The sequence below is a fragment of the Pantoea sp. Morm genome (assembly GCF_016643525.1).
GTDB classification, from domain to species: domain Bacteria; phylum Pseudomonadota; class Gammaproteobacteria; order Enterobacterales; family Enterobacteriaceae; genus Pantoea; species Pantoea dispersa.
This window is the reverse complement of record NZ_VOQX01000080.1, coordinates 1-19,261: the sequence shown is the minus strand read 5'-3', so window position 1 is coordinate 19,261 and position 19,261 is coordinate 1. Positions and strand designations below refer to the sequence as shown.

Here is a 19,261-nt window from a genome sequence, read left to right as displayed (position 1 = left end):
TTCCTCCTTCAGAGTCAAACACTTTTTTCAGCGTTTTTCTCCGGCGGGGTGAATCGCTTCACGCCCTGCTGAGCCGTCTGCGTTGCCGCTTTGCCGTCTCAGTGGTGGCGCATTATAGGGAGTTAATCTGAAGTGACAAGCATTTCCTGAAAAAAATTGACTGAAAGCTACTTTTTTATACGAACGCGGTAAAAACAGACATTTCCCGGCTAATAATCAGGCAAACCAGCTCTCACAGCGGCACAAATCAGCGCCATCGTCGCAGCGACCGATGCTATCCTGTTTAACTTACGCTTTTTGCTGACCGATTTTCTTCAAGAAGGATTTTCAATGATTCGCTCCGCGCGCAGTATGGCCGGCCTGCCCTGGATCGCCGCCATGGCGTTTTTTATGCAGGCTCTCGACGCCACCATCCTGAATACCGCGCTTCCCGCCATTGCCACCAGCCTTGAACGTTCCCCACTCGCCATGCAGTCCGCTGTCATCAGTTATACGCTCACGGTCGCGATGTTGATTCCGGTCAGCGGCTGGCTGGCCGATCGCTTTGGCACGCGTAAGGTGTTTATCGTGGCGGTTTCCCTGTTCACGCTTGGCTCACTGGCCTGTGCGCTGTCCGGATCGCTGAGCATGCTGGTGGTTTCGCGCGTGGTGCAAGGCGTTGGTGGAGCAATGATGATGCCGGTAGCGCGTCTGGCGCTGCTGCGCGCCTATCCGCGCAGCGAACTGCTGCCGGTGCTCAACTTTGTCACCATGCCCGGCCTGGTCGGACCGATTCTTGGCCCTATGCTCGGCGGTCTGCTGGTCACCTACGCCAGCTGGCACTGGATCTTCCTGATTAATATTCCTATCGGCATCGCCGGCATCTTCTATGCACGCAAATATATGCCAGACTTCACCACGCCAAAACGCCGCTTCGATTTCGGCGGCTTTATGCTGTTTGGTTTTGGCCTGGTGCTGATCTCCATCGGCATCGAGCTGTTTGGCGAGCGTATCGTATCGCCGTGGCAGGCGGTGCTGGTGCTGGTCAGCGGCGTGGTATTGCTGCTGCTCTATATTATGCATGCACGCCGCCATCCGGCTCCGCTGATTAGTCTGCCGATGTTTAAGACACGCACGTTCTCCGTCGGGATTATCGGTAATATTGCCGCGCGTCTCGGTACCGGCTGTATTCCGTTCCTGATGCCGCTGATGTTACAGGTAGGATTTGGCTATCCGGCGATCATCGCCGGCTGCATGATGGGGCCCACGGCGATTGGCTCGCTGCTGGCTAAATCCACCGTGACTCAGGTGCTGCGCCGCTTTGGCTATCGTAAAACGCTGGTGGGCATTACGGTTATCATCGGCGTGCTGGTCGCCAGCTTCGCGCTGCAGTCGCCGGACGGAAGCATCATCATGCTGCTGGTGGCGCTGTTTGTACTGGGCATGGCGATGTCGACCCAGTTTACCGCCATGAATACCATCACACTGGCGGATTTGAATGATGAGAACGCCAGCGGCGGCAATAGCGTGCTGGCGGTAACGCAGCAGGTGTCGATCAGTTTTGGCGTGGCGGTCAGCGCCGCCGTGCTGCGCTTTTACCAGGATTTTGAGAGCACCACGGTGCAGCAGTTCCACGCCACCTTCTTTACCATGGGTGTGATTACCGTGCTGTCGGCGCTGGCGTTTCTGATGTTACGGCCGGGGGATGGCCGTAACCTGATCGCCAACCGCGAGAAAACGCGTAAAGGCAGTTAAACCGAACCGCGCTCCACCAGCTCCGGCGTCAGCACCAGCGTTTGCTGGCTGGCGTCGGGATCGCTCATACGATGAATCAGCGTATCAATGGCCAGCTCGCCCAGCTCATCTTTCGGCTGATGAATGGTACTGAGCGGCGGCGTCAGATAGCGCGCCAGCTCAATGTTGTCATAGCCCATCACCGCCATATCCTGCGGCACGCGCAGTCCCGCCTGATACAGGGCGTGATAGACGCCCACCGCCATCGCATCGTTGCTGGTAAACACCGCCTGCGGTGGCGGATCGAGCACCAGCAGCTGATTCATGGCGTTGAAACCGCCCTGAAATTCGAAATCGCCGTCCACCACATAGCCCGGCGGCACCGCCAGCCCACTGGCAGCCATCGCCTGATGAAAACCGTCCAGACGCAGGCGCGCCGGGGTTTTATCCAGCGGCCCGGCAATACAGGCGATGCGGGTGTAACCGCGGTCAATCAGATACTGCGTGGCCAGTTCGCCGCCCAGCAACGCGTTATCCTGAATAATATCGCCGCGCCCTTCAAACGGCGCCCAGTCCATCATCACCATCGGCACCGAAGGATAGCGATTAAGGATGTCGGCGGAGGGCAGATGGGTTTCCGTGCACATCATCAGCAGGCCATCCACGCGCTTCTGCATCAGCGTTTCAAGGCTGCGATTCATGCGCTCTTCATCGCCTTCAGTATTGCACAGAATCAGGCTGTAGCCGCGTTCATAGCAGCTGTTCTCTACACCGCGCACCACCTCCGAGTAGAACGGGTTGCTGCTGGCGGTCAGTAACATGCCAATGGTGCGCGTTTGCTTGATCTTCAGGCTGCGCGCCAGCGCCGACGGCGCGTAATTTAATTCGCGAATCGCCTGTTCCACTCGGTCGCGCACCTGTTCGCTAACAAAACGGTTGTTGTTGATAACGTGCGAAACTGTGGAGGTGGAGACGCCCGCCAGACGGGCGACATCTTTCATGGTAGCCAAGCGCTTAACCCTGTTGCTGCAGGAATGCGTCAATCTCAGTGCGCCATGGCACTGAGGGCTGTGCGCCCGGGCGCGTCACGGCAATGGCTGCCGCCGCATGGGCAAAACGGACCGCATCCTGCATCGCCACGCCTTCCAGCCGCGCGGTAATGAAGGCACCGTTGAAGGTATCACCGGCAGCGATGGTATCCACCGCCTGCACGCTGAAACCGGGAATACGCTGTCCCTGACCCTGCTCGCTAAGCCATACGCCGCGCCGTCCCAGCGTAATCAGTACGGTATCGATGCCTTTAGCGTGCAGCGCCTGGGCTGCCCGCGCCGCGTCGTCGTCGTCATTGACGGCGATGCCCGTGAGGATTTCCGCTTCGGTTTCATTCGGCGTAATAATGTCGATCAGCGCCAGCAGCTCATCAGAGAGCTGGGTCGCCGGCGCCGGATTAAGGATCACCTGAGTGTGACTGGCGCGCGCGATGCGGGCCGCGGCCAGCACGCTGTCCAGCGGCGACTCCAGCTGCATCAGCAGCGCATCGGCCGAACGAATCACCTGCTGGTGGCGCTCCACACAGGCTGGCGTCAGCGCCGCATTCGCGCCTGAGTAGATGCCAATGTTATTTTCGCCTTCGCCATTCACGAAGATCATCGCCACGCCGGTGGCTTCCTGCGCCACGGTTTCCACCGGAGCGGTATCAATCTGGTCCTGCTGCAGCTGCTGGCGAATACGTTCGCCGATGTCATCTGCACCCACGCAGGCAATAAAAGCAATGTCAGCGCCGGCACGGCCAGCCGCGACGGCCTGGTTGGCCCCTTTACCGCCAAAGGCAACCTGATACTGTTTCCCGATCACCGTTTCACCCGGACGGGGAAAATGGGCGAGGTTGAGGATGTGGTCGGCGTTGATGCTGCCGAGTACCGCCAGTTTTGCGCTTTTGCTCATAGGGAGTTATCCAGGAAGTTGCGCCACCGCGAGGGTGGCGCGTTGCCATGCTTTTCTTTGGGTTTTATTTAGTAACCAGTTTCAGGTCAACCGGGTTGATCGCCTGCACTTTTTCGCCCTTCAGAACTTTATCTGCGGTATCGACGCCAATCATACCAATCTTGTCTGGCATCTGTGCAACGGTCGCGCTGAGTTTACCGGATTCTACCGCCTTCACGCCGTCCGCGGTGCCGTCAAAGCCCACCACCAGCACGTCGGTTTTGCCTGCGGTCTGCAGCGCACGCAGCGCGCCCAGCGCCATTTCGTCGTTCTGGGCAAAAACTGCCTGCACGTCCGGATGCGCCTGCAGCAGGTTCTGCATCACGTTCAGACCTTTAGTACGGTCGAAGTCGGCCGGCTGGCTGGCCAGCACGTTGAATTTGTGTGCATCAGCGGCCTGCTTAAAGCCTTCACCACGCTCGCGGGCAGCGGAGGTGCCGGCAATGCCCTGCAGCTCGATGATTTTCGCACCGTCGCCCAGTTTCTTCGCGATGAAATCGCCGGCCATTTTGCCGCCGAAGCGGTTATCAGATGCCACGTGGCTGACAACTTTACCCTGCGCCGCCATACGGTCCAGCGTAATCACCGGGATGTTTGCCTGGTTAGCCATTTTCACGGCGTTACCGACCGCGTCAGAATCCGTTGGGTTGATCAGCAGCAGTTTGGTGCCGCGCACGGTGAGATCCTGCACGTTTGCCAGCTCTTTTGCCGGGTTGTTCTGTGAGTCGAGCACCACCAGGTTATAGCCCAGCTTATCGGCTTCTTTCTGTGCGCCATCTTTCAGCGACACAAAGAACGGGTTATTCAGGGTTGAGACCACCAGCGCAATCGTATCCTTAGCCATCGCGCCAGCACTGAGGGTGGCGCCAAGGATGACGGCCAATGCAGTTAACTTTTTCATTTCTTTAATCCTGTGTGAAGGTCAGAGTTACTTACTGCTTTTGTTATCCACCAGCACCGCCAGCAGAATGACGACGGCTTTGACAATCATCTGGTAGTAAGACGATACGCCCATCAGGTTGAGGCCGTTATTGAGGAAGCCGAGAATCAGCGCACCGATCAGCGTGCCCATAATGCGCCCTTTACCGCCCGCGAGGCTGGTCCCGCCCAGCACCACCGCAGCAATCGCATCCAGTTCATAACCGGTGCCCGCCGTCGGCTGCGCGGAAGAGAGACGCGCCACTTCGATGGTGCCCGCCAGTGCCGCCAGCAGGCCGCACAGCGAATAGACGATGACTTTAACGCGGTTAACGTTGATGCCGGACAGGCGCGTGGCCGCTTCGTTACCGCCCAGCGCATAGATATAGCGGCCGAGGCGGGTGTGATGCAGCATGTACCACGCCAGCGCGAACACCACCGCCATCAGCCATACCGGCGTCGGAATGCCCAGCGGACGGCCAATACCGAACCAGCCAAACAGATCGGCGTTATCGCTGAAGCCGGTGTTGATCGGACTGCCGTTGGTATAAACCATGGTGACGCCGCGCAGCAGCAGCATCATTACCAGCGTAGCGATAAACGCCTGCACCTTGCCGCGTGCCACAATCACACCGGTAATGGCACCAATAAAGGCACCCAGCGCCAGCGATGCCGCTACGGCCACCAATGCATTAACTTCCAGCCCGACAATCGATGCCGCTACCGCGCCGGTCAGCGCCAGCAGCGAGCCGACCGAAAGGTCGATGCCTGAGGTCAGAATCACCAGCGTCATGCCCACCGCCATGATGGCGTTGACCGACGTCTGCTGCAGGATGTTGAACATGTTGGGCAGCGTGAAGAAATTCGGGCTCTGGCTGGCAACCACGGCGATCAGCACAATCAGCGCGATCAGCGATTTCTGCTCCAGCAGCCAGGCTTTGCTGAACCAGCGACGGCTGGCAGGTAAGGTTTGGGTACTCATACAACTAACTCCTCGCTGTGTTGCTTACCGACCGCCGCTGCCATCAGGGATTCCTGGGTAGCCTGCTCACGGGAAAATTCGCCACTCAGATGGCCTTCATGCATCACCAGAATGCGGTCGCTCATGCCCAGCACTTCCGGCATTTCCGACGACACCAGGATGATGCTCAGCCCTTCGGCTTTAAACTGGTTAATTAACTGATAGATCTCTTTTTTCGCCCCGACATCGACGCCGCGCGTCGGCTCGTCGAGGATCAGCACATCCGGGCGCGTCATCAGGCCACGCGCAATCGCCACTTTTTGCTGATTACCGCCGGACAGCAGACCGATCGGCTGCATCATTGACGGCGTTTTCACATTGAACAGGCGAATAAAATCGCCCACCGCCAGCTGCTCTTCGGCGTGCTTCAGGCCGCCATCGGCGCGGCTGAAGTAGCGCAGCGCGGTCAGCGACATGTTCTCTTTGACCGACATCCCGAGCACCAGCCCGTCACGCTTACGGTCTTCCGAGATATAGACGATGCCGTTGGCCAGGCCGTCCTGCGGCGAGCGGGTGACAATCTCGCGGCCGTTAAGCGTCACTTTGCCGTGCGTACGCGGCAGCGCGCCGTACAGCACCTTCATTAATTCGGTGCGGCCCGCACCCATCAGACCGGAGATGCCCAGAATCTCGCCCTTACGCAGGGTAAAGCTGACATCTTCTACGCCCGGCCCGCTAACGTGCTCGACCCGCAGCCGCACCTCGCCCGGTGTCTGATCGAGATGCGGATACTGATCCTCAAGCTTGCGGCCAACCATCATTTCGATCAGGCTCTCTTCGCTGAGATCGCCCACCGCGCGCTCGGCAATAAACTGGCCGTCGCGGAACACGGTGACGTCATCGCAAATCTCAAAGATCTCTTTCATGCGGTGGGAGATATAAACAATGCCGCAGCCCTGCGCTTTCAGCTCATTGATGACGCGGAACAGCGACAGGGTTTCGGTATCGGTCAGCGCATCGGTCGGTTCATCCATAATGATGACCTGCGACTCGAAGCTGAGCACTTTGGCGATCTCCACCATTTGCTGGTCGCCAATCGACAGATCGCCCACCAGCTTGTGGCTGCTGAAGCGCAGATTGAGGCGCTTTAACAGCGCATCCGCCGCGGCATACATCTGTTTCCAGTCGATGCGGCCAAAGCGGTTAACGAATTCACGGCCGAGGAAAATATTCTCCGCGACGGTCAGCTGCGGGATCAGGTTCAGCTCCTGATGGATGATGCCGATGCCGGCTTCCTGAGACGCTTTCGGCCCGGAGAACGTCACTTCTTTTCCCAGCCAGTGCAGCGAACCGGCGTCCATACTGTAGATGCCGGTCAGCACCTTCATCATGGTGGATTTGCCCGCGCCGTTCTCTCCCACTAACGCCATCACGCGCCCGGGATAGACCGCCAGCGACGCGCCGTTGAGCGCCTTCACGCCGGGAAATGATTTTTCAATTCCCCTGAGTTGCAATAACGGTTGCATAGCGGCCTCAGAAAGTGACGCCCGCGCTCAGGATGACATTCGCATACGGAGAGCACTCTCCGCTGCGAATGACCGCCTGACTGCGCTGAGTGTGTTGTTTGAACTGTTCATGGCTGGTGTAACGAACGCTAATCACATTCCCCTGGTGCTGTTGCAAGGCTTCGAGCACGGCGATCAGCTGGCTGTGGAGTTGCGGATTGTGTTGTTGGATCTCCTCCGCTATCAGGGCGCTCTCAACCTGCATCTCCTGCGTGATGACCTCCACAACTTGTAAAAAATCGGGCGTACCGGGCGTCAGCGCCAGATCGATGCGCTGTGGACCGGCCGGGATCGGCAAGCCCGCATCGGCAATCGTCAGCGTATCGGTATGCCCGAGGCGGGCAATCACATGAGAGACTTCAGCGTTTAACAGGCGACCTTTTTTCATTTATTCCACTCCACAGCGAAACGTTTCGCTATCTGGCAGTGTATTAAATGTACATGGCAACTCAATGACGGCATCACGGAAATGTGATCGCCATCGAAACGTTTCGCCTGGGCCGGGGAAAATTTGAGTTTGGCGGGATGGCGGAGCCCGCGACGTGGCTCCGCAGGGGAGGTTAGGGCAGTTTACGCACCTGTTTAACGTCCAGTTCAATCGAATTGAAATCCTTATCCAGTTCGCCGGTCAGCTCGACCTGATCCTTCGGCGTAATGGTCTGGCCGTTCCAGCGTTTGTGGTCGATCTCCACTTTCATGCTGCCGCTGCTGTCGCGGAACAGATAATCTTCATCGCCGATCTGCTTATCAAGCTGGCCGCGCACGGTGATCCAGCTGTCATCCTTCATCTCTTCGGCCTGTTTTACCGTCACCACACTGCTGTTATCGGCCTTAAAACCGCCGGCTTTAGCCTGAGCGGCTGGCGCGTTGGGGTCGACAAAGCCACCCTGCTGGGCGGCTAACACCGGGGTTGCCGCCAGGGCGATAATGGCGAACAGCGCTGCACTCTTTTTCATTTTTCACCTCATTTCGATGTCTGTGCGGATTACGGGAGCTATTTCACCACAGGGTTCTTAACAGGATCTTAAGGGAAAAAAAGAGGGAAAAAATAAGCCAAAACAGGCGAATGACGCTGTACAAGCGCGCATCTGCTTCGTATAAACCCCCAGATAACCGGGAGAAACGCATGCGCATTTTATTAATTGAAGACGATACGCTGATTGGCGATGGCCTGAAGGTCGGCCTGACCAAACTGGGTTTCAGCGTCGACTGGTTTGTCAGCGGCGAAGCCGGATTTCAGGCGCTCAACGCGGCGCCATGGGATGCCGTGGTGCTGGATCTGTCGCTGCCGCAACGTGACGGGCTGGACATCCTGCGCCAGTGGCGTGAGCAGGGCGCGGATGTCCCGGTGCTGATCCTCACCGCACGCGATGCGCTGGACCAGCGCGTGCAGGGCCTGCAACTCGGTGCCGACGACTATCTGTGTAAGCCGTTTGCGCTGACGGAGGTGGCCGCGCGTCTGCAGGCGCTGATTCGTCGCCGTCACGGTCAGCTGCAGCCGGAGCTGCGTCACGGCAGGCTGGTGATGGCTCCCGGCAGCCACAGCGTGATGGTCGATGGCGAACCGCTCAGCCTGAAAAGCCGTGAGCTGGCGCTGCTGGAGCTGTTCCTGCGCAATCCCGGTCGCGTACTGACGCGCGCACAGCTGGAGGAGAAACTGTACAGCTGGGACGACGACGTTTCCAGTAACGCGGTCGAAGTGCACATCCACCATCTGCGTAAAAAGCTCGGCAGTCAGTTCATCCGCACCGTACACGGCATTGGCTACACGCTGGGAGCGGCAGAATGAGTCTGTTTCTGCGACTGGCCATCGGCTTTCTGCTGTTAATTATTCTGTGTGGTGCCAGCGCCACCTTTAGCGCATGGCAGCAGACGCGCGACACCGTTAATGAGCTGTTTGATACCCAGCAGATGCTGTTCGCCAAACGCCTGCTGGCGCTGGATGCCAGTCGCCTGCAGGCCGCCTCGCTGCCAAAAACCAAAGCGATTTTGCGCCACCATCGCGGCGATCAGGATGACGACGCGCTGGCCTTTGCGGTGTTCAGCGCCGACGGCAAACCGCTGCTGAACGACGGCGAAAACGGCCGCGATTTGCCGTTTACCGCGGATCGCGACGGCTTCCACGATGGTCGCCTGCGTGGCGATGACGATCGCTGGCGGCTGCTGTGGCTGACCTCAGCCGATAAGCAGTGGCGCGTGGTGGTCGGACAGGAGTGGGAATATCGCGATGATATGACACGCGATCTGGCACTGAGCAGCCTGCTGCCGTGGCTGGTGGCCATGCCGCTGATGCTGCTGTTGCTGCTGGCGCTGGTGTGGTTTGAGCTGCGTCCGCTGAAACGCCTGACTGCATCGCTGCAGCAGCGCGCGCCGGATGATGCCACCCCACTGACGCCGCAGCGCCTGCCGCTGGAGGTGAAGCCGCTGGTGGCGGCGCTTAATGGCCTGTTTGCCCGCATGGCACAGCTGGTCCAGCGCGAGCGACGGTTTACCTCCGATGCGGCGCACGAGCTGCGCAGCCCGCTGGCGGCGCTGCGCGTGCAGAGTGAGGTGATTCAGCTGGCCGGCGATGACGAGGCGATGCGTAACCATGCGCTGCAGCAGCTCGACAGCGGCATCCTGCGCGCCACGCGGCTGGTCGATCAGCTGCTGACGCTGTCGCGGGTCGAAGCAGACGATCTGCGCAGCGAATTTCAGCCGGTCCCCCTCGCGCCGTTGCTGCACCAGCTGGTGACCGAACATCAGGCACAGGCGGCAGCGCAGCACACCAGGCTGACGCTGACGGCTGACGCGGAACCGGTGATGAACGGTCATCTACTGCTGCTGGGTTTACTGCTGCGCAATCTGCTGGATAACGCGCTGCGCTACACGCCGTCCGGCAGTGAGATTCAGCTGCGGCTTAGCGCGCGCAGGCTGGAGGTGGTGGATAACGGACCGGGCGTCAGCGCCGATCAACTGACGCGGCTGGGCGAACGCTTCTGGCGACCGCCGGGGCAGGCGCAAACCGGCAGCGGGCTTGGCTTGTCGATTGTGAAAAATGTGGCTCAGCTGCACGGCATCCGGCTAACCTTCAGCGCGGTGCAGCCGCAGGGGCTGCGCGTCACCCTCAGTTGGTGACGCGCGATGCGTCAGATTTCGACCTGAGTACCGAGCTCGATTACCCGGTTCGGCGGAATTTCAAACTGATCCGGCGCGCGCAGGGCGTTGCGCTGCAGCGCAAGGAATAGCTTGCCGCGCAGACGCAGATACCACGGGCGTTTGCCGATGATCAGCGACTCGTGTGACATAAAGAACGAGGTTTCCATCATGCGGCAGTTGAGCCCTTCGAGGCCGCAGCGGTGGAAAATCTCCTCGACGTTCGGCGTTTCACGCCAGCCGTAGCTTGCCACCACGCGCCAGAAGGTGGGCGACAGCTGCTCAATGGTCACGCGACGCACGTTGTGCACATAAGGCGCATCTTCGGTACGTAGCGTCAGCAGCACCACGCGCTCGTGCAGCACCTTGTTGTGCTTCAGGTTATGCAGCATGGCAAAGGGGATGACATTGAGCGCCCGCGACATGTAGACCGCCGTGCCCGGCACGCGCACCGGCGGCGACTTCTCCAGCGAGGCGATCATCGCCTCCAGCGAATTGCCATGCTCATGCATACGACGCAGCAGGCGGAAGCGCTCGCTCTTCCACGTGGTCATCACGATAAACATCATCAGCGCCAGCGTCAGCGGCAGCCAGCCGCCGGAGAACACTTTGACCAGGTTGGCGGAAAACAGCGAAACGTCAATGCACAGCATCGCGATGAGAATCAGCACCACCAGATAGCGATTCCAGTGCCAGTTCTGAATCGCCACCGTTGAACACAGAATGGCGGTCAGCACCATGGTACCGGTCACCGCAATCCCGTAGGCGGCCGCCAGATTACTGGAGTGCTCAAAGCCGACGATAACAATCACCACAGAGAAATAGAGCAGCCAGTTGATCACCGGAATATAAATCTGGCCGGATTCCTCTTCGGACGTGTGCACGATGCGCATCGGCGGCAGATAGCCAAGACGCACCGCCTGGCGCGTCAGCGAGAATACGCCGGAGATCACCGCCTGCGAGGCGATCACCGTGGCCAGCGTCGCGAGAATCAGCATCGGAATCAGCGCCCAGTCCGGCGCCAGCAGGAAGAACGGGTTTTTGATGGCCTCCGGATGCTCCAGCAGCAGCGCACCCTGGCCGAAATAGTTGAGCACCAGCGACGGCAGCACCACCACAAACCATGCCAGGCGAATCGGAAACTTACCAAAGTGGCCCATATCGGCATACAGCGCTTCAACGCCGGTGATCGCCAGCACCACCGCGCCCAGCGCGAAGAACGATACCGTTTTGTACTGAATGAAGAAGTGCAGCGCCCAGTACGGGTTCATGGCGTGCAGCACCTCAGGATTATTGATGATACTGCGCGCGCCCAGCACCGCCAGAATGATGAACCACAGCAGCATCACCGGCGCGAACAGCTTACCGACAATGCCGGTGCCGTGTTTCTGAATCACAAACAGCAGCGTCAGTACCGCAATCGCCAGCGGCACAATGTAGCTATCAAGGCTCGGTGCGGCGATCTCCAGCCCTTCAATGGCCGAAAGCACGGATACCGCCGGCGTGATCACCACTTCCCCGTAGAAGAAGCTGCCGCCAATCAGCCCCATGATCACCAGAATCGCCGTGGCGCGCGCGCCGGTATTGCGGCCCGCCAGTGACATCAGCGTCAGAATCCCGCCTTCACCGGCGTTGTCGGCGCGCATCACATAACTAATGTATTTAAGCGAAACCACCAGAATCAGCAGCCAGAAGATCAGCGACAGAAAGCCAAACACCGCCTCGCGTTCCACGCCAAAGCCGAACTGACCAGAGAGACACTCGCGCAGGGTATAGAGCGGACTGGTACCGATATCGCCATACACCACGCCGATCGCCGCCAGAGTGACTGCGCCAAGGGACTGTTTCTTATCCGAGCTCATAAGTTGTCTTTTGTTGGAGCCGCGCAGGCCTCAGCCCGGCGCTCAGATCATCAAAAAGCGCACAGTATGCACATATTCCCGAAAAAACCTACTTTTACCGTCTGGCATTACGCCGTCTGTGCAGCGTTTTTTCGCCGAAAATCGGCGCGAAATGCGCTGAAAACCCGCGATTTGCCTCACCTCAACCTTCTGAAACAAAAAAGCTGACGGCTATCAACGCTTTCACGCATGATAAACAGTAGAGTATTGCGCTCGCCAGAATATGACGGCACCAGGATCAGAAGGACAATGATGTGATTATGGCTCAACCCCATCTTTTGGCAGAAAGAATTTCTCGCCTCAGCAATGCCCTGGAGAAAGGGCTGTATGAACGGCATCATGCCATTCGTCTCTGCCTGCTGGCAGCGCTGAGCGGCGAAAGCGTATTTCTGCTTGGGCCACCGGGCATCGCCAAGAGTCTGATTGCCCGCCGCCTGAAATACGCCTTCCAGCACGCCCGTGCCTTTGAATACCTGATGACCCGTTTTTCCACGCCTGAAGAGGTGTTTGGCCCGCTGTCGATTCAGGCGCTGAAAGATGAAGGACGCTATCAGCGTCTGACCAAAGGCTATCTGCCGGATGCCGAAATTGTCTTTCTGGATGAGATCTGGAAAGCCGGTCCGGCGATTCTCAATACGCTGCTCACCGCCATCAACGAACGTCGCTTCCGCAACGGCGACAGCGAAGAGCCGATCCCGATGCGTCTGCTGGTCACCGCCTCCAACGAACTGCCGGAGGCTGACAGCGGTCTGGAAGCGCTGTACGACCGTATGCTGATTCGGCTGTGGCTCGACAACGTGCATGAAAAGCAGAACTTCCGCAGCATGCTGACCCACCAGCAGGATGAAAACGCCAACCCGGTGGCGGAATCGCTGTGCATCAGCGATGAAGAGTATCAGCAGTGGCAGAAAGGCATCAGCCAGGTCAGCCTGCCCGATCATGTGTTTGAACTGATCTATCAGCTGCGCCAGCAGCTGGAGAACCTGCCAGAGGCGCCATATATCTCCGATCGCCGCTGGAAAAAAGCCATCCATCTGCTGCAGGCCAGCGCGTTTTACAGCGGCCGCGTGGCGATTGCCCCGCTTGATCTGATCCTGCTGAAAGATTGCCTGTGGCACGACGTGGCGTCGATGCAGCTGCTGGACCGTGAAATTGATGCGCTGATGACGCAGCACGCGTGGCAGCAGCAGGCGATGCTGCACACGCTGCAGCAGATCAAAGCGCGCCGGCTGGCGCTGCAACAGCAGCAGAGCGTGGCGCAGGCGCTGACGCTGGAAAAGCACAGCGGCATGTTCAGCCGCAAACCGCACTATGAATTACCGGCCTCGATCACGGACGAACAGCTGACCCTGATGCTGCAGCAGCCGCTGACGCTGCACGACATGCAGGTCACGCACGTGGTGGTGGCACGCGATGCGCTCAATCAGTGGCTGCTGAAGGCGGGCGAGATCCGCGGCAAGCTCAACGGCATTGGCTTTGGCCAGACGCTCGACCTGCTGGTGGATGCGCACCACTGTCTGACGCTGCGCGACGTCAGCCTGCAGTCCACGCGCCTGACGCTGCCGGGTGCCGCCAGCAGCAGCGACGTGCCGCAGGAAATCATTGAAGAATACGACGCGCTGGAGGCCCAGCTGCGCGCGCAGCGCACGCTGTTTAGCCAGCACCAGCGCTGCCTGTTTATCAGCGACGACTGGCTGGCGCGCGTCGAAACCAGCCTGCAGGATGTGGCGGAACAGCTGAAACAGGCGAGAAAATGATCTCGCTGGAGACGCTCAGCACGCTGTTGTCGATTGGCGAAACCGAGCTGATCGAAGAGCTGATTGTGGCACTGCTGGCCTCGCCACAGCTGGCGCTGTTCTTTGAAAAATTTCCGCGCCTGAAACAGGCGATGATGGGCGAGCTGCCGCGCTGGCGCGCCGAGATTGCCGCCCAGATGAAAACCACGCCGGTGCCGGACGCGCTGGCACGCGAATTTCAGCTCTTCCAGCAGATGCAGCTGCTCAGCAGCCACGCCTTCAGTGAGCAACTGCCGGCCATCATGACGCAGCTGAAAGCGCTGCCGTCCCCGTTTATCGAAGAAGCCAGCAAACTGCTGCTGCATACCGACAGCGCCCAGCTGAGCAATGCGCAGCACACGCTGTTCCTGCAGCGCTGGCGCCTGAGCCTGACGCTGCAAACCCTGACGCTGAACGAAACCCTGCTGGAAGAGCAGCGGGAACGCCTGATGGCCGAGCTGCAGCAGCGCATGGCCATCAGCGGCCAGCTGGCGCCGATTCTGACCGATGACGACGAAGCCGCCGCCGGACGCTTGTGGGATCTGAGCAAGGCACCGCTGCAGCATGGCGACTATGAGTTGATTGTGCAGTACGGCGATTTCCTCGCTCAGCAGCCGGAACTGATGAAACTGGCGCAGCAGCTGGGACGCAGCCGCGAAGCGAAATCGGTACCGTCACAGGATGCGCCGCTGGAAGCGTTTCATCAGCTGGTGCGCGAGCCGGACAACGTGCCGGAAGAGGTCAGCGGCATCCATCAGAGTGACGATGTGCTGCGTCTGTTGCCGCCGGAGCTGGCGGCGCTGAGCATCAGCGAACTGGAGCTGGAATTTTATCGCCGGCTGGTGGAGAAACGCCTGCTGACCTACCGGTTACAGGGCGATGCCTGGCACGAGAAAGTGACGCTGCGCCCGGCCAGCCATCAGCAGCACGAAGCGCAGCCGCGCGGCCCGTTCATCGTCTGCGTGGATACCTCTGGTTCGATGGGCGGTTTCAATGAACGCTGCGCCAAAGCGTTTTGTCTGGCGCTGCTGAAGGTGGCGCTGGCCGACAGGCGGCGCTGCTACATCATGCTGTTTGCTCACGAAGTGATTGGCTACGAGCTGACCGCGGATAACGGCATCGAGCAGGCAATCCGTTTTCTCAGCCAGCGTTTTCGCGGCGGCACCGATCTGGCCGCCTGCCTGTCTGCGGTGGTCACGCGTATGGAGGGCAGTCAGTGGCAGGAAGCCGATGCGGTGATCGTTTCCGATTTTATCGCCCAGCGCCTGCCGGACGACATCGTCAGCACCATTAAACAGCGCCAGCGTCACCATCAGCAACGCTTCCACGCCGTGGCGATGTCGGCGCACGGCAAGCCTGGCATTCTGCGCATTTTCGATCACATCTGGCGCTTCGATACCGGCCTGAAAAGCCGCCTGCTGCGCCGCTGGAAACGCTAATTCATCAGGCAGAAATGCTAATTTGCTATAGTGAATTACCCGCTGTGTTTAATCAGCTTACGGAGTTCACTGTGACAACCGCTCATCTTCACGATCAATTGCCTGCGCCCACCCGCACCGTTCGGCTTTCCGGCAGCAGCAGCGACGCCAAACGCGCCGAACTGCTGGCCTATTTCACCCAGACCTGGGAGCTGTACGAAAGCCTGTTCGACTGCCTCGCCGATGAGCGCGCGTACTTTAATAAAGCCATCACCCTGCGCCATCCGCTGATCTTTTACTTTGGCCATACCGCCACTTTCTACATTAATAAGCTGATGGCGGGCGGTTATCTGCAGCAGCGTATTGACGATCGCATCGAGGCGATGATGGCGATCGGCGTGGATGAGATGAGCTGGGACGATCTCGACGACAGCCATTACAGCTGGCCGGACGTAGCCGAGGTGCGCGACTACCGCGGCAAAGTGAAAACCGTGGTAAGTGAATTCATCCGCACCATGCCGCTGGAGCTGCCGATTGACTGGGACAGCCCGGCGTGGGTGATTCTGATGGGCATTGAGCATGAGCGTATTCACCTCGAAACCTCCAGCGTGCTGATCCGCCAGCTGCCGCTTGAGTGGGTTAAACCGCAGCCGCACTGGCCGGCGTGTCCGCAGGCGCGCCACGATCGTGCCTCGGTACCGGCCAATACATTGGTGGCGATGCCAGGCGGACGCGTCACGCAGGGTAAAACCGATGATACCTACGGCTGGGATAATGAATACGGCAGCCTTACAACTGAGCTGAAACCGTTCAAAGCCAGCAAAATGCTGGTGAGCAACGCCGAGTTCTTTCATTTTATTGCCGCCAACGGCTATAACGAACGCCGCTGGTGGGATGACGAAGGCTGGGGCTGGCGCGAGTTTGCCCAGCCGCAGATGCCGACTTTCTGGGTCGGCGACATCGCGCAACCTGACGATCTCCGGCTGCGCCTGATGACCGAAGAAGTGGCGATGCCGTGGGACTGGCCCGCCGAAGTGAATCAGCTGGAAGCCGCGGCATTCTGCCGCTGGCTGGCGGAAGAGAGCGGCAAAGCGATCCAGCTGCCGTGCGAAGCCGAGTGGATGCAGCTGCGCGAGCAGGTTGCCGGCGATCAGCCGGACTGGATCGACGCGCCGGGCAACATCAATCTTGCCCGCTGGGCCTCTTCCTGTCCGGTAGACCACTTTACCCAGGGTGATTTCTTCGACATTGTCGGCAACGTCTGGCAGTGGACCACCACGCCGACCAACGGCTTTGAAGGCTTCAGGGTACATCCGCTGTATGACGATTTCTCCACGCCCACCTTTGACGGCAAACATGCGCTGATCAAAGGCGGCAGCTGGATCTCCACCGGCAACGAAGCACTGAAATCCTCACGCTACGCCTTCCGGCGCCACTTCTTCCAGCATGCCGGTTTCCGCTACGTGGTTTCCTCACATCAGGAGAGCATGGCGCTGAATCCGTATGAAACCGACAGCATGGTGTCGCAGTACCTCGACTTCCAGTACGGCCCCGGCTATTACGGTGTGCCGAACTATGCGGCGGCGCTGGTCGACATCGTGCTGCCGCACTGCGCGCAGCGCGGCCACGCGCTGGATATCGGCTGCGCCACCGGCCGTGCCAGCTTTGAACTGGCACGCCATTTTGCTGCGGTCACCGGCATGGATTACTCGGCGCGCTTTATCGACGTGGCGCTGCAGCTGACTTCGGGCGAGGATTTCCGTTACGTGGTGCCGGAAGAGGGAGAGCTGGTGGAGTATCGCCAGGTGCGGCTGAAAGAGTTTGGTTTCGATGAGTCCCTGGCGCAGCGCATTCAGTTTGTGCAGGGCGATGCCTGTAACCTGAAACCGCAGCCCGATGGCTACGATCTGGTACTGGCCTCCAACCTGATCGATCGCCTGCGCCAGCCGAAGCGCTTCCTGCAGGACATCACGCCGATGATCCGCTCCGGCGGTTTGCTGGCTATCTCCTCACCTTACACCTGGCTGGAAGAGTTCACGCCGAAGGAGAACTGGCTGGGCGGTTTCCGTGAAAACGGTGAAGCGCTCACCACCTGGCAGGCGCTGCAACGACTGCTGCGCGATGCCTTTGAGGAGGTTGCGCCGCCGCAGGACGTGCCGTTTGTGATTCGCGAAACCGCGCGTAAGTTCCAGCACACACAGGCCCAGCTGACGCTGTGGCGTAAGCGCTAAAAAGCGTGCAGACAGCGGCAGCTCCGCTGTCTGCGCCTTGCCTGTCCCGCTAATTTGCTGCACATTCTCCCTGTTCAGAGAAGAAGAACCTAATGAGGATGGATGATGGCGGAACACCTGCAACTGGATAATCTCGACCGCGGCATTTTAAATGCGCTGCTGCAAAACGCGCGCACCGCGTACGCCGAACTCGCCAAGCAGTTCAACGTCAGCCCCGGCACGATTCACGTGCGCGTCGAGAAAATGCGTCAGGCGGGGATTATTCTGGGTACGCGCGTGGAGATCGATCCACGGCAGCTCGGATTTGATGTCTGCTGTTTTATCGGCATCATTTTGAAAAGCGCGCGCGACTATCCGGCAGCGCTCAGCAAACTGGAAGCGCTGGATGAAGTGGTGGAAGCCTGGTATACCACCGGCCACTACAGCATTTTTATTAAAGTGATGTGCCGCTCCATTGATGCGTTGCAGCAGGTGCTGATCAACAAGATCCAGACCATTGATGAAATCCAGTCCACCGAGACGCTGATCTCGCTGCAAAACCCGATCATGCGTACCATCAAGCCGTGATCGGCTTCCCCGCTGTGCATAACCTTATCCCGGGCGGATCGCTTTTGTGATGCGCCTTGTCGCCTGATGCTATCGACGATTAACCCTGTTTTCCACAGGTGGATCACCGCTTGATCACAGCGTACAATGCTCGCCTTTAGTGCGGGAGAGCATCATGGCCGATATTACCTTAATCAGTGGCAGTACCCTTGGCAGCGCCGAATATGTCGCTGAACATCTGGAAGAGAAACTGCAGGAAGCAGGCTTTTCAACCGAACTGCTGCACGGACCCGAGCTGGATGAGGTGCCGCAGGAGGGCGTCTGGCTGATTGTCAGCTCAACGCACGGTGCCGGCGAACTGCCGGACAACCTGCTGCCGTTTTATGAAGCGCTGCAGGAGAGCCAGCCGGATCTGTCAGGCGTACGCTTTGGCGCAGTGGGTATCGGTAATCATGAATACGATCTGTTCTGCGGTGCGATCAAGCTGCTGGAGACGACGTTAACGCAGCTGGGCGCCAAACGTATTGGCGATCGGCTGGAGATCGACGTGCTGGAACATGAGATTCCGGAAGATCCGGCGGAAGTGTGGGTCGCCAGCTGGCACCCGCAGATTTAAGACGATCTTTGCTGGTCGGGGATCGGGTATTTGTGTCGATCCCCAGTTGATTCCGCTGTTTTATCGCTTTTTACCTGCGTCGCCCTGTGGATAAGATCCGTTATTTCATGCGTATAACCAGTAGTTATCCAAAGAACAACCGCTGATGCTTTTTTACGCTGTGCATAAGTAGCAAAGTTGATCTCAGCTTATACGGATCAGGATCACCGATCATTCACAGTAAACGATCCTCGCTAATCCCCTGTTGCCACAGCGCTTTTCCGGGTTATCAACAGACAGGGGCGATCCTAATAAGAGATCTAACAGAGAGATCATATAAAAGACTTAAGATCCTTTCTTTTAAACCGCAGGATCCCGCGACTTTCGCCCTGAACAGAATTTCAGTAGAATCCACCGCCCAGGGCAACGATCCCTGTCCGAACACTAACGAGGACCCACTTCATGTTTTATCCAGATCCTTTTGACGTCATCGTAATCGGTGGTGGTCATGCGGGCACAG

Annotated in this window: 16 protein-coding genes; 8 read left to right on the top strand and 8 right to left on the bottom strand. The window is 58.9% G+C overall.

Features of this window, described 5'->3' with window-relative positions; all coding sequences use genetic code 11:
• Positions 1-330 precede the first annotated feature (330 nt).
• Complete coding sequence (gene mdtD / locus FT726_RS21320; protein ID WP_058758230.1) at positions 331-1,734, top strand: multidrug transporter subunit MdtD; 1,404 nt, start codon at positions 331-333, stop codon at positions 1,732-1,734.
• Here mdtD and rbsR read toward each other — a convergent pair.
• The 7 genes from rbsR to FT726_RS21285 all read right to left on the bottom strand — a co-directional run bounded on the left by rbsR (position 1,731) and on the right by FT726_RS21285 (position 8,096).
• Positions 1,731-2,723, bottom strand: coding sequence for a ribose operon transcriptional repressor RbsR (rbsR, locus tag FT726_RS21315; protein WP_407075082.1), 993 nt, complete (start codon positions 2,721-2,723; stop codon positions 1,731-1,733). The genes mdtD and rbsR overlap by 4 nt on opposite strands.
• Before the next feature lie 4 nt (positions 2,724-2,727).
• On the bottom strand, positions 2,728-3,657 hold the full coding sequence (gene rbsK / locus FT726_RS21310; RefSeq protein WP_058770712.1) for a ribokinase: 930 nt from the start codon (positions 3,655-3,657) through the stop codon (positions 2,728-2,730).
• Positions 3,658-3,721: 64 nt separating this feature from the next.
• Positions 3,722-4,597, bottom strand: coding sequence for a ribose ABC transporter substrate-binding protein RbsB (gene rbsB, locus FT726_RS21305; protein ID WP_021508171.1), 876 nt, complete (start codon positions 4,595-4,597; stop codon positions 3,722-3,724).
• 27 nt (positions 4,598-4,624) lie between these two features.
• The gene (rbsC, locus tag FT726_RS21300; RefSeq protein ID WP_021508172.1) at positions 4,625-5,596 is read right to left on the bottom strand and encodes a ribose ABC transporter permease; all 972 of its coding nucleotides are present in this window, start codon (positions 5,594-5,596) and stop codon (positions 4,625-4,627) included.
• On the bottom strand, positions 5,593-7,101 hold the full coding sequence (gene rbsA / locus FT726_RS21295) for a ribose ABC transporter ATP-binding protein RbsA (protein WP_031279830.1): 1,509 nt from the start codon (positions 7,099-7,101) through the stop codon (positions 5,593-5,595). The genes rbsC and rbsA overlap by 4 nt, the downstream gene beginning before the upstream one ends.
• A gap of 7 nt (positions 7,102-7,108) precedes the next feature.
• Positions 7,109-7,528, bottom strand: coding sequence for a D-ribose pyranase (gene rbsD, locus FT726_RS21290; RefSeq protein WP_021313542.1), 420 nt, complete (start codon positions 7,526-7,528; stop codon positions 7,109-7,111).
• A gap of 172 nt (positions 7,529-7,700) precedes the next feature.
• The gene (locus FT726_RS21285; protein ID WP_058758226.1) at positions 7,701-8,096 is read right to left on the bottom strand and encodes a YgiW/YdeI family stress tolerance OB fold protein; all 396 of its coding nucleotides are present in this window, start codon (positions 8,094-8,096) and stop codon (positions 7,701-7,703) included.
• 170 nt (positions 8,097-8,266) lie between these two features.
• Between FT726_RS21285 and qseB the strand changes: the two genes are divergently transcribed.
• The gene (qseB, locus tag FT726_RS21280; RefSeq protein ID WP_021508175.1) at positions 8,267-8,929 is read left to right on the top strand and encodes a quorum sensing response regulator transcription factor QseB; all 663 of its coding nucleotides are present in this window, start codon (positions 8,267-8,269) and stop codon (positions 8,927-8,929) included.
• Entirely contained in the window at positions 8,926-10,257 is a 1,332-nt protein-coding gene (gene qseC, locus FT726_RS21275) for a quorum sensing histidine kinase QseC (protein ID WP_346303399.1), read from the top strand. Before qseB ends, qseC begins: the two co-directional genes overlap by 4 nt.
• Positions 10,258-10,268: 11 nt before the next feature.
• Here qseC and kup read toward each other — a convergent pair whose 3' ends face one another.
• Positions 10,269-12,137, bottom strand: coding sequence for a low affinity potassium transporter Kup (kup, locus tag FT726_RS21270; protein WP_021508177.1), 1,869 nt, complete (start codon positions 12,135-12,137; stop codon positions 10,269-10,271).
• 299 nt (positions 12,138-12,436) lie between these two features.
• Between kup and ravA the strand changes: the two genes are divergently transcribed.
• The 5 genes from ravA to mioC all read left to right on the top strand — a co-directional run bounded on the left by ravA (position 12,437) and on the right by mioC (position 18,762).
• Positions 12,437-13,933, top strand: coding sequence for an ATPase RavA (gene ravA, locus FT726_RS21265; protein ID WP_058758223.1), 1,497 nt, complete (start codon positions 12,437-12,439; stop codon positions 13,931-13,933).
• The gene (gene viaA / locus FT726_RS21260) at positions 13,930-15,390 is read left to right on the top strand and encodes an ATPase RavA stimulator ViaA (RefSeq protein WP_058770715.1); all 1,461 of its coding nucleotides are present in this window, start codon (positions 13,930-13,932) and stop codon (positions 15,388-15,390) included. The genes ravA and viaA overlap by 4 nt, the downstream gene beginning before the upstream one ends.
• A 71-nt stretch (positions 15,391-15,461) precedes the next feature.
• Positions 15,462-17,600, top strand: a complete 2,139-nt coding sequence (gene ovoA, locus FT726_RS21255) for a 5-histidylcysteine sulfoxide synthase (RefSeq protein ID WP_264441826.1) — start codon at positions 15,462-15,464, stop codon at positions 17,598-17,600.
• Positions 17,601-17,705: 105 nt separating this feature from the next.
• Entirely contained in the window at positions 17,706-18,167 is a 462-nt protein-coding gene (gene asnC, locus FT726_RS21250; RefSeq protein WP_007893613.1) for a transcriptional regulator AsnC, read from the top strand.
• 154 nt (positions 18,168-18,321) lie between these two features.
• Positions 18,322-18,762, top strand: a complete 441-nt coding sequence (gene mioC / locus FT726_RS21245) for an FMN-binding protein MioC (RefSeq protein WP_021508182.1) — start codon at positions 18,322-18,324, stop codon at positions 18,760-18,762.
• The last annotated feature ends 499 nt before the right edge of the window (positions 18,763-19,261 follow it).

Bases quoted from the DNA above. Each gene is read 5' to 3' on its own strand.
- mdtD (WP_058758230.1), top strand. From the start codon at position 331: ATGATTCGCTCCGCGCGCAGTATGGCCGGCCTGCCCTGGATCGCCGCC.
- rbsK (WP_058770712.1), bottom strand. From the start codon at position 3,657: ATGAGCAAAAGCGCAAAACTGGCGGTACTCGGCAGCATCAACGCCGAC.
- rbsB (WP_021508171.1), bottom strand. From the start codon at position 4,597: ATGAAAAAGTTAACTGCATTGGCCGTCATCCTTGGCGCCACCCTCAGT.
- rbsC (WP_021508172.1), bottom strand. From the start codon at position 5,596: ATGAGTACCCAAACCTTACCTGCCAGCCGTCGCTGGTTCAGCAAAGCC.
- rbsA (WP_031279830.1), bottom strand. From the start codon at position 7,101: ATGCAACCGTTATTGCAACTCAGGGGAATTGAAAAATCATTTCCCGGC.
- rbsD (WP_021313542.1), bottom strand. From the start codon at position 7,528: ATGAAAAAAGGTCGCCTGTTAAACGCTGAAGTCTCTCATGTGATTGCC.
- FT726_RS21285 (WP_058758226.1), bottom strand. From the start codon at position 8,096: ATGAAAAAGAGTGCAGCGCTGTTCGCCATTATCGCCCTGGCGGCAACC.
- qseB (WP_021508175.1), top strand. From the start codon at position 8,267: ATGCGCATTTTATTAATTGAAGACGATACGCTGATTGGCGATGGCCTG.
- qseC (WP_346303399.1), top strand. From the start codon at position 8,926: ATGAGTCTGTTTCTGCGACTGGCCATCGGCTTTCTGCTGTTAATTATT.
- kup (WP_021508177.1), bottom strand. From the start codon at position 12,137: ATGAGCTCGGATAAGAAACAGTCCCTTGGCGCAGTCACTCTGGCGGCG.
- ravA (WP_058758223.1), top strand. From the start codon at position 12,437: ATGGCTCAACCCCATCTTTTGGCAGAAAGAATTTCTCGCCTCAGCAAT.
- viaA (WP_058770715.1), top strand. From the start codon at position 13,930: ATGATCTCGCTGGAGACGCTCAGCACGCTGTTGTCGATTGGCGAAACC.
- asnC (WP_007893613.1), top strand. From the start codon at position 17,706: ATGGCGGAACACCTGCAACTGGATAATCTCGACCGCGGCATTTTAAAT.
- mioC (WP_021508182.1), top strand. From the start codon at position 18,322: ATGGCCGATATTACCTTAATCAGTGGCAGTACCCTTGGCAGCGCCGAA.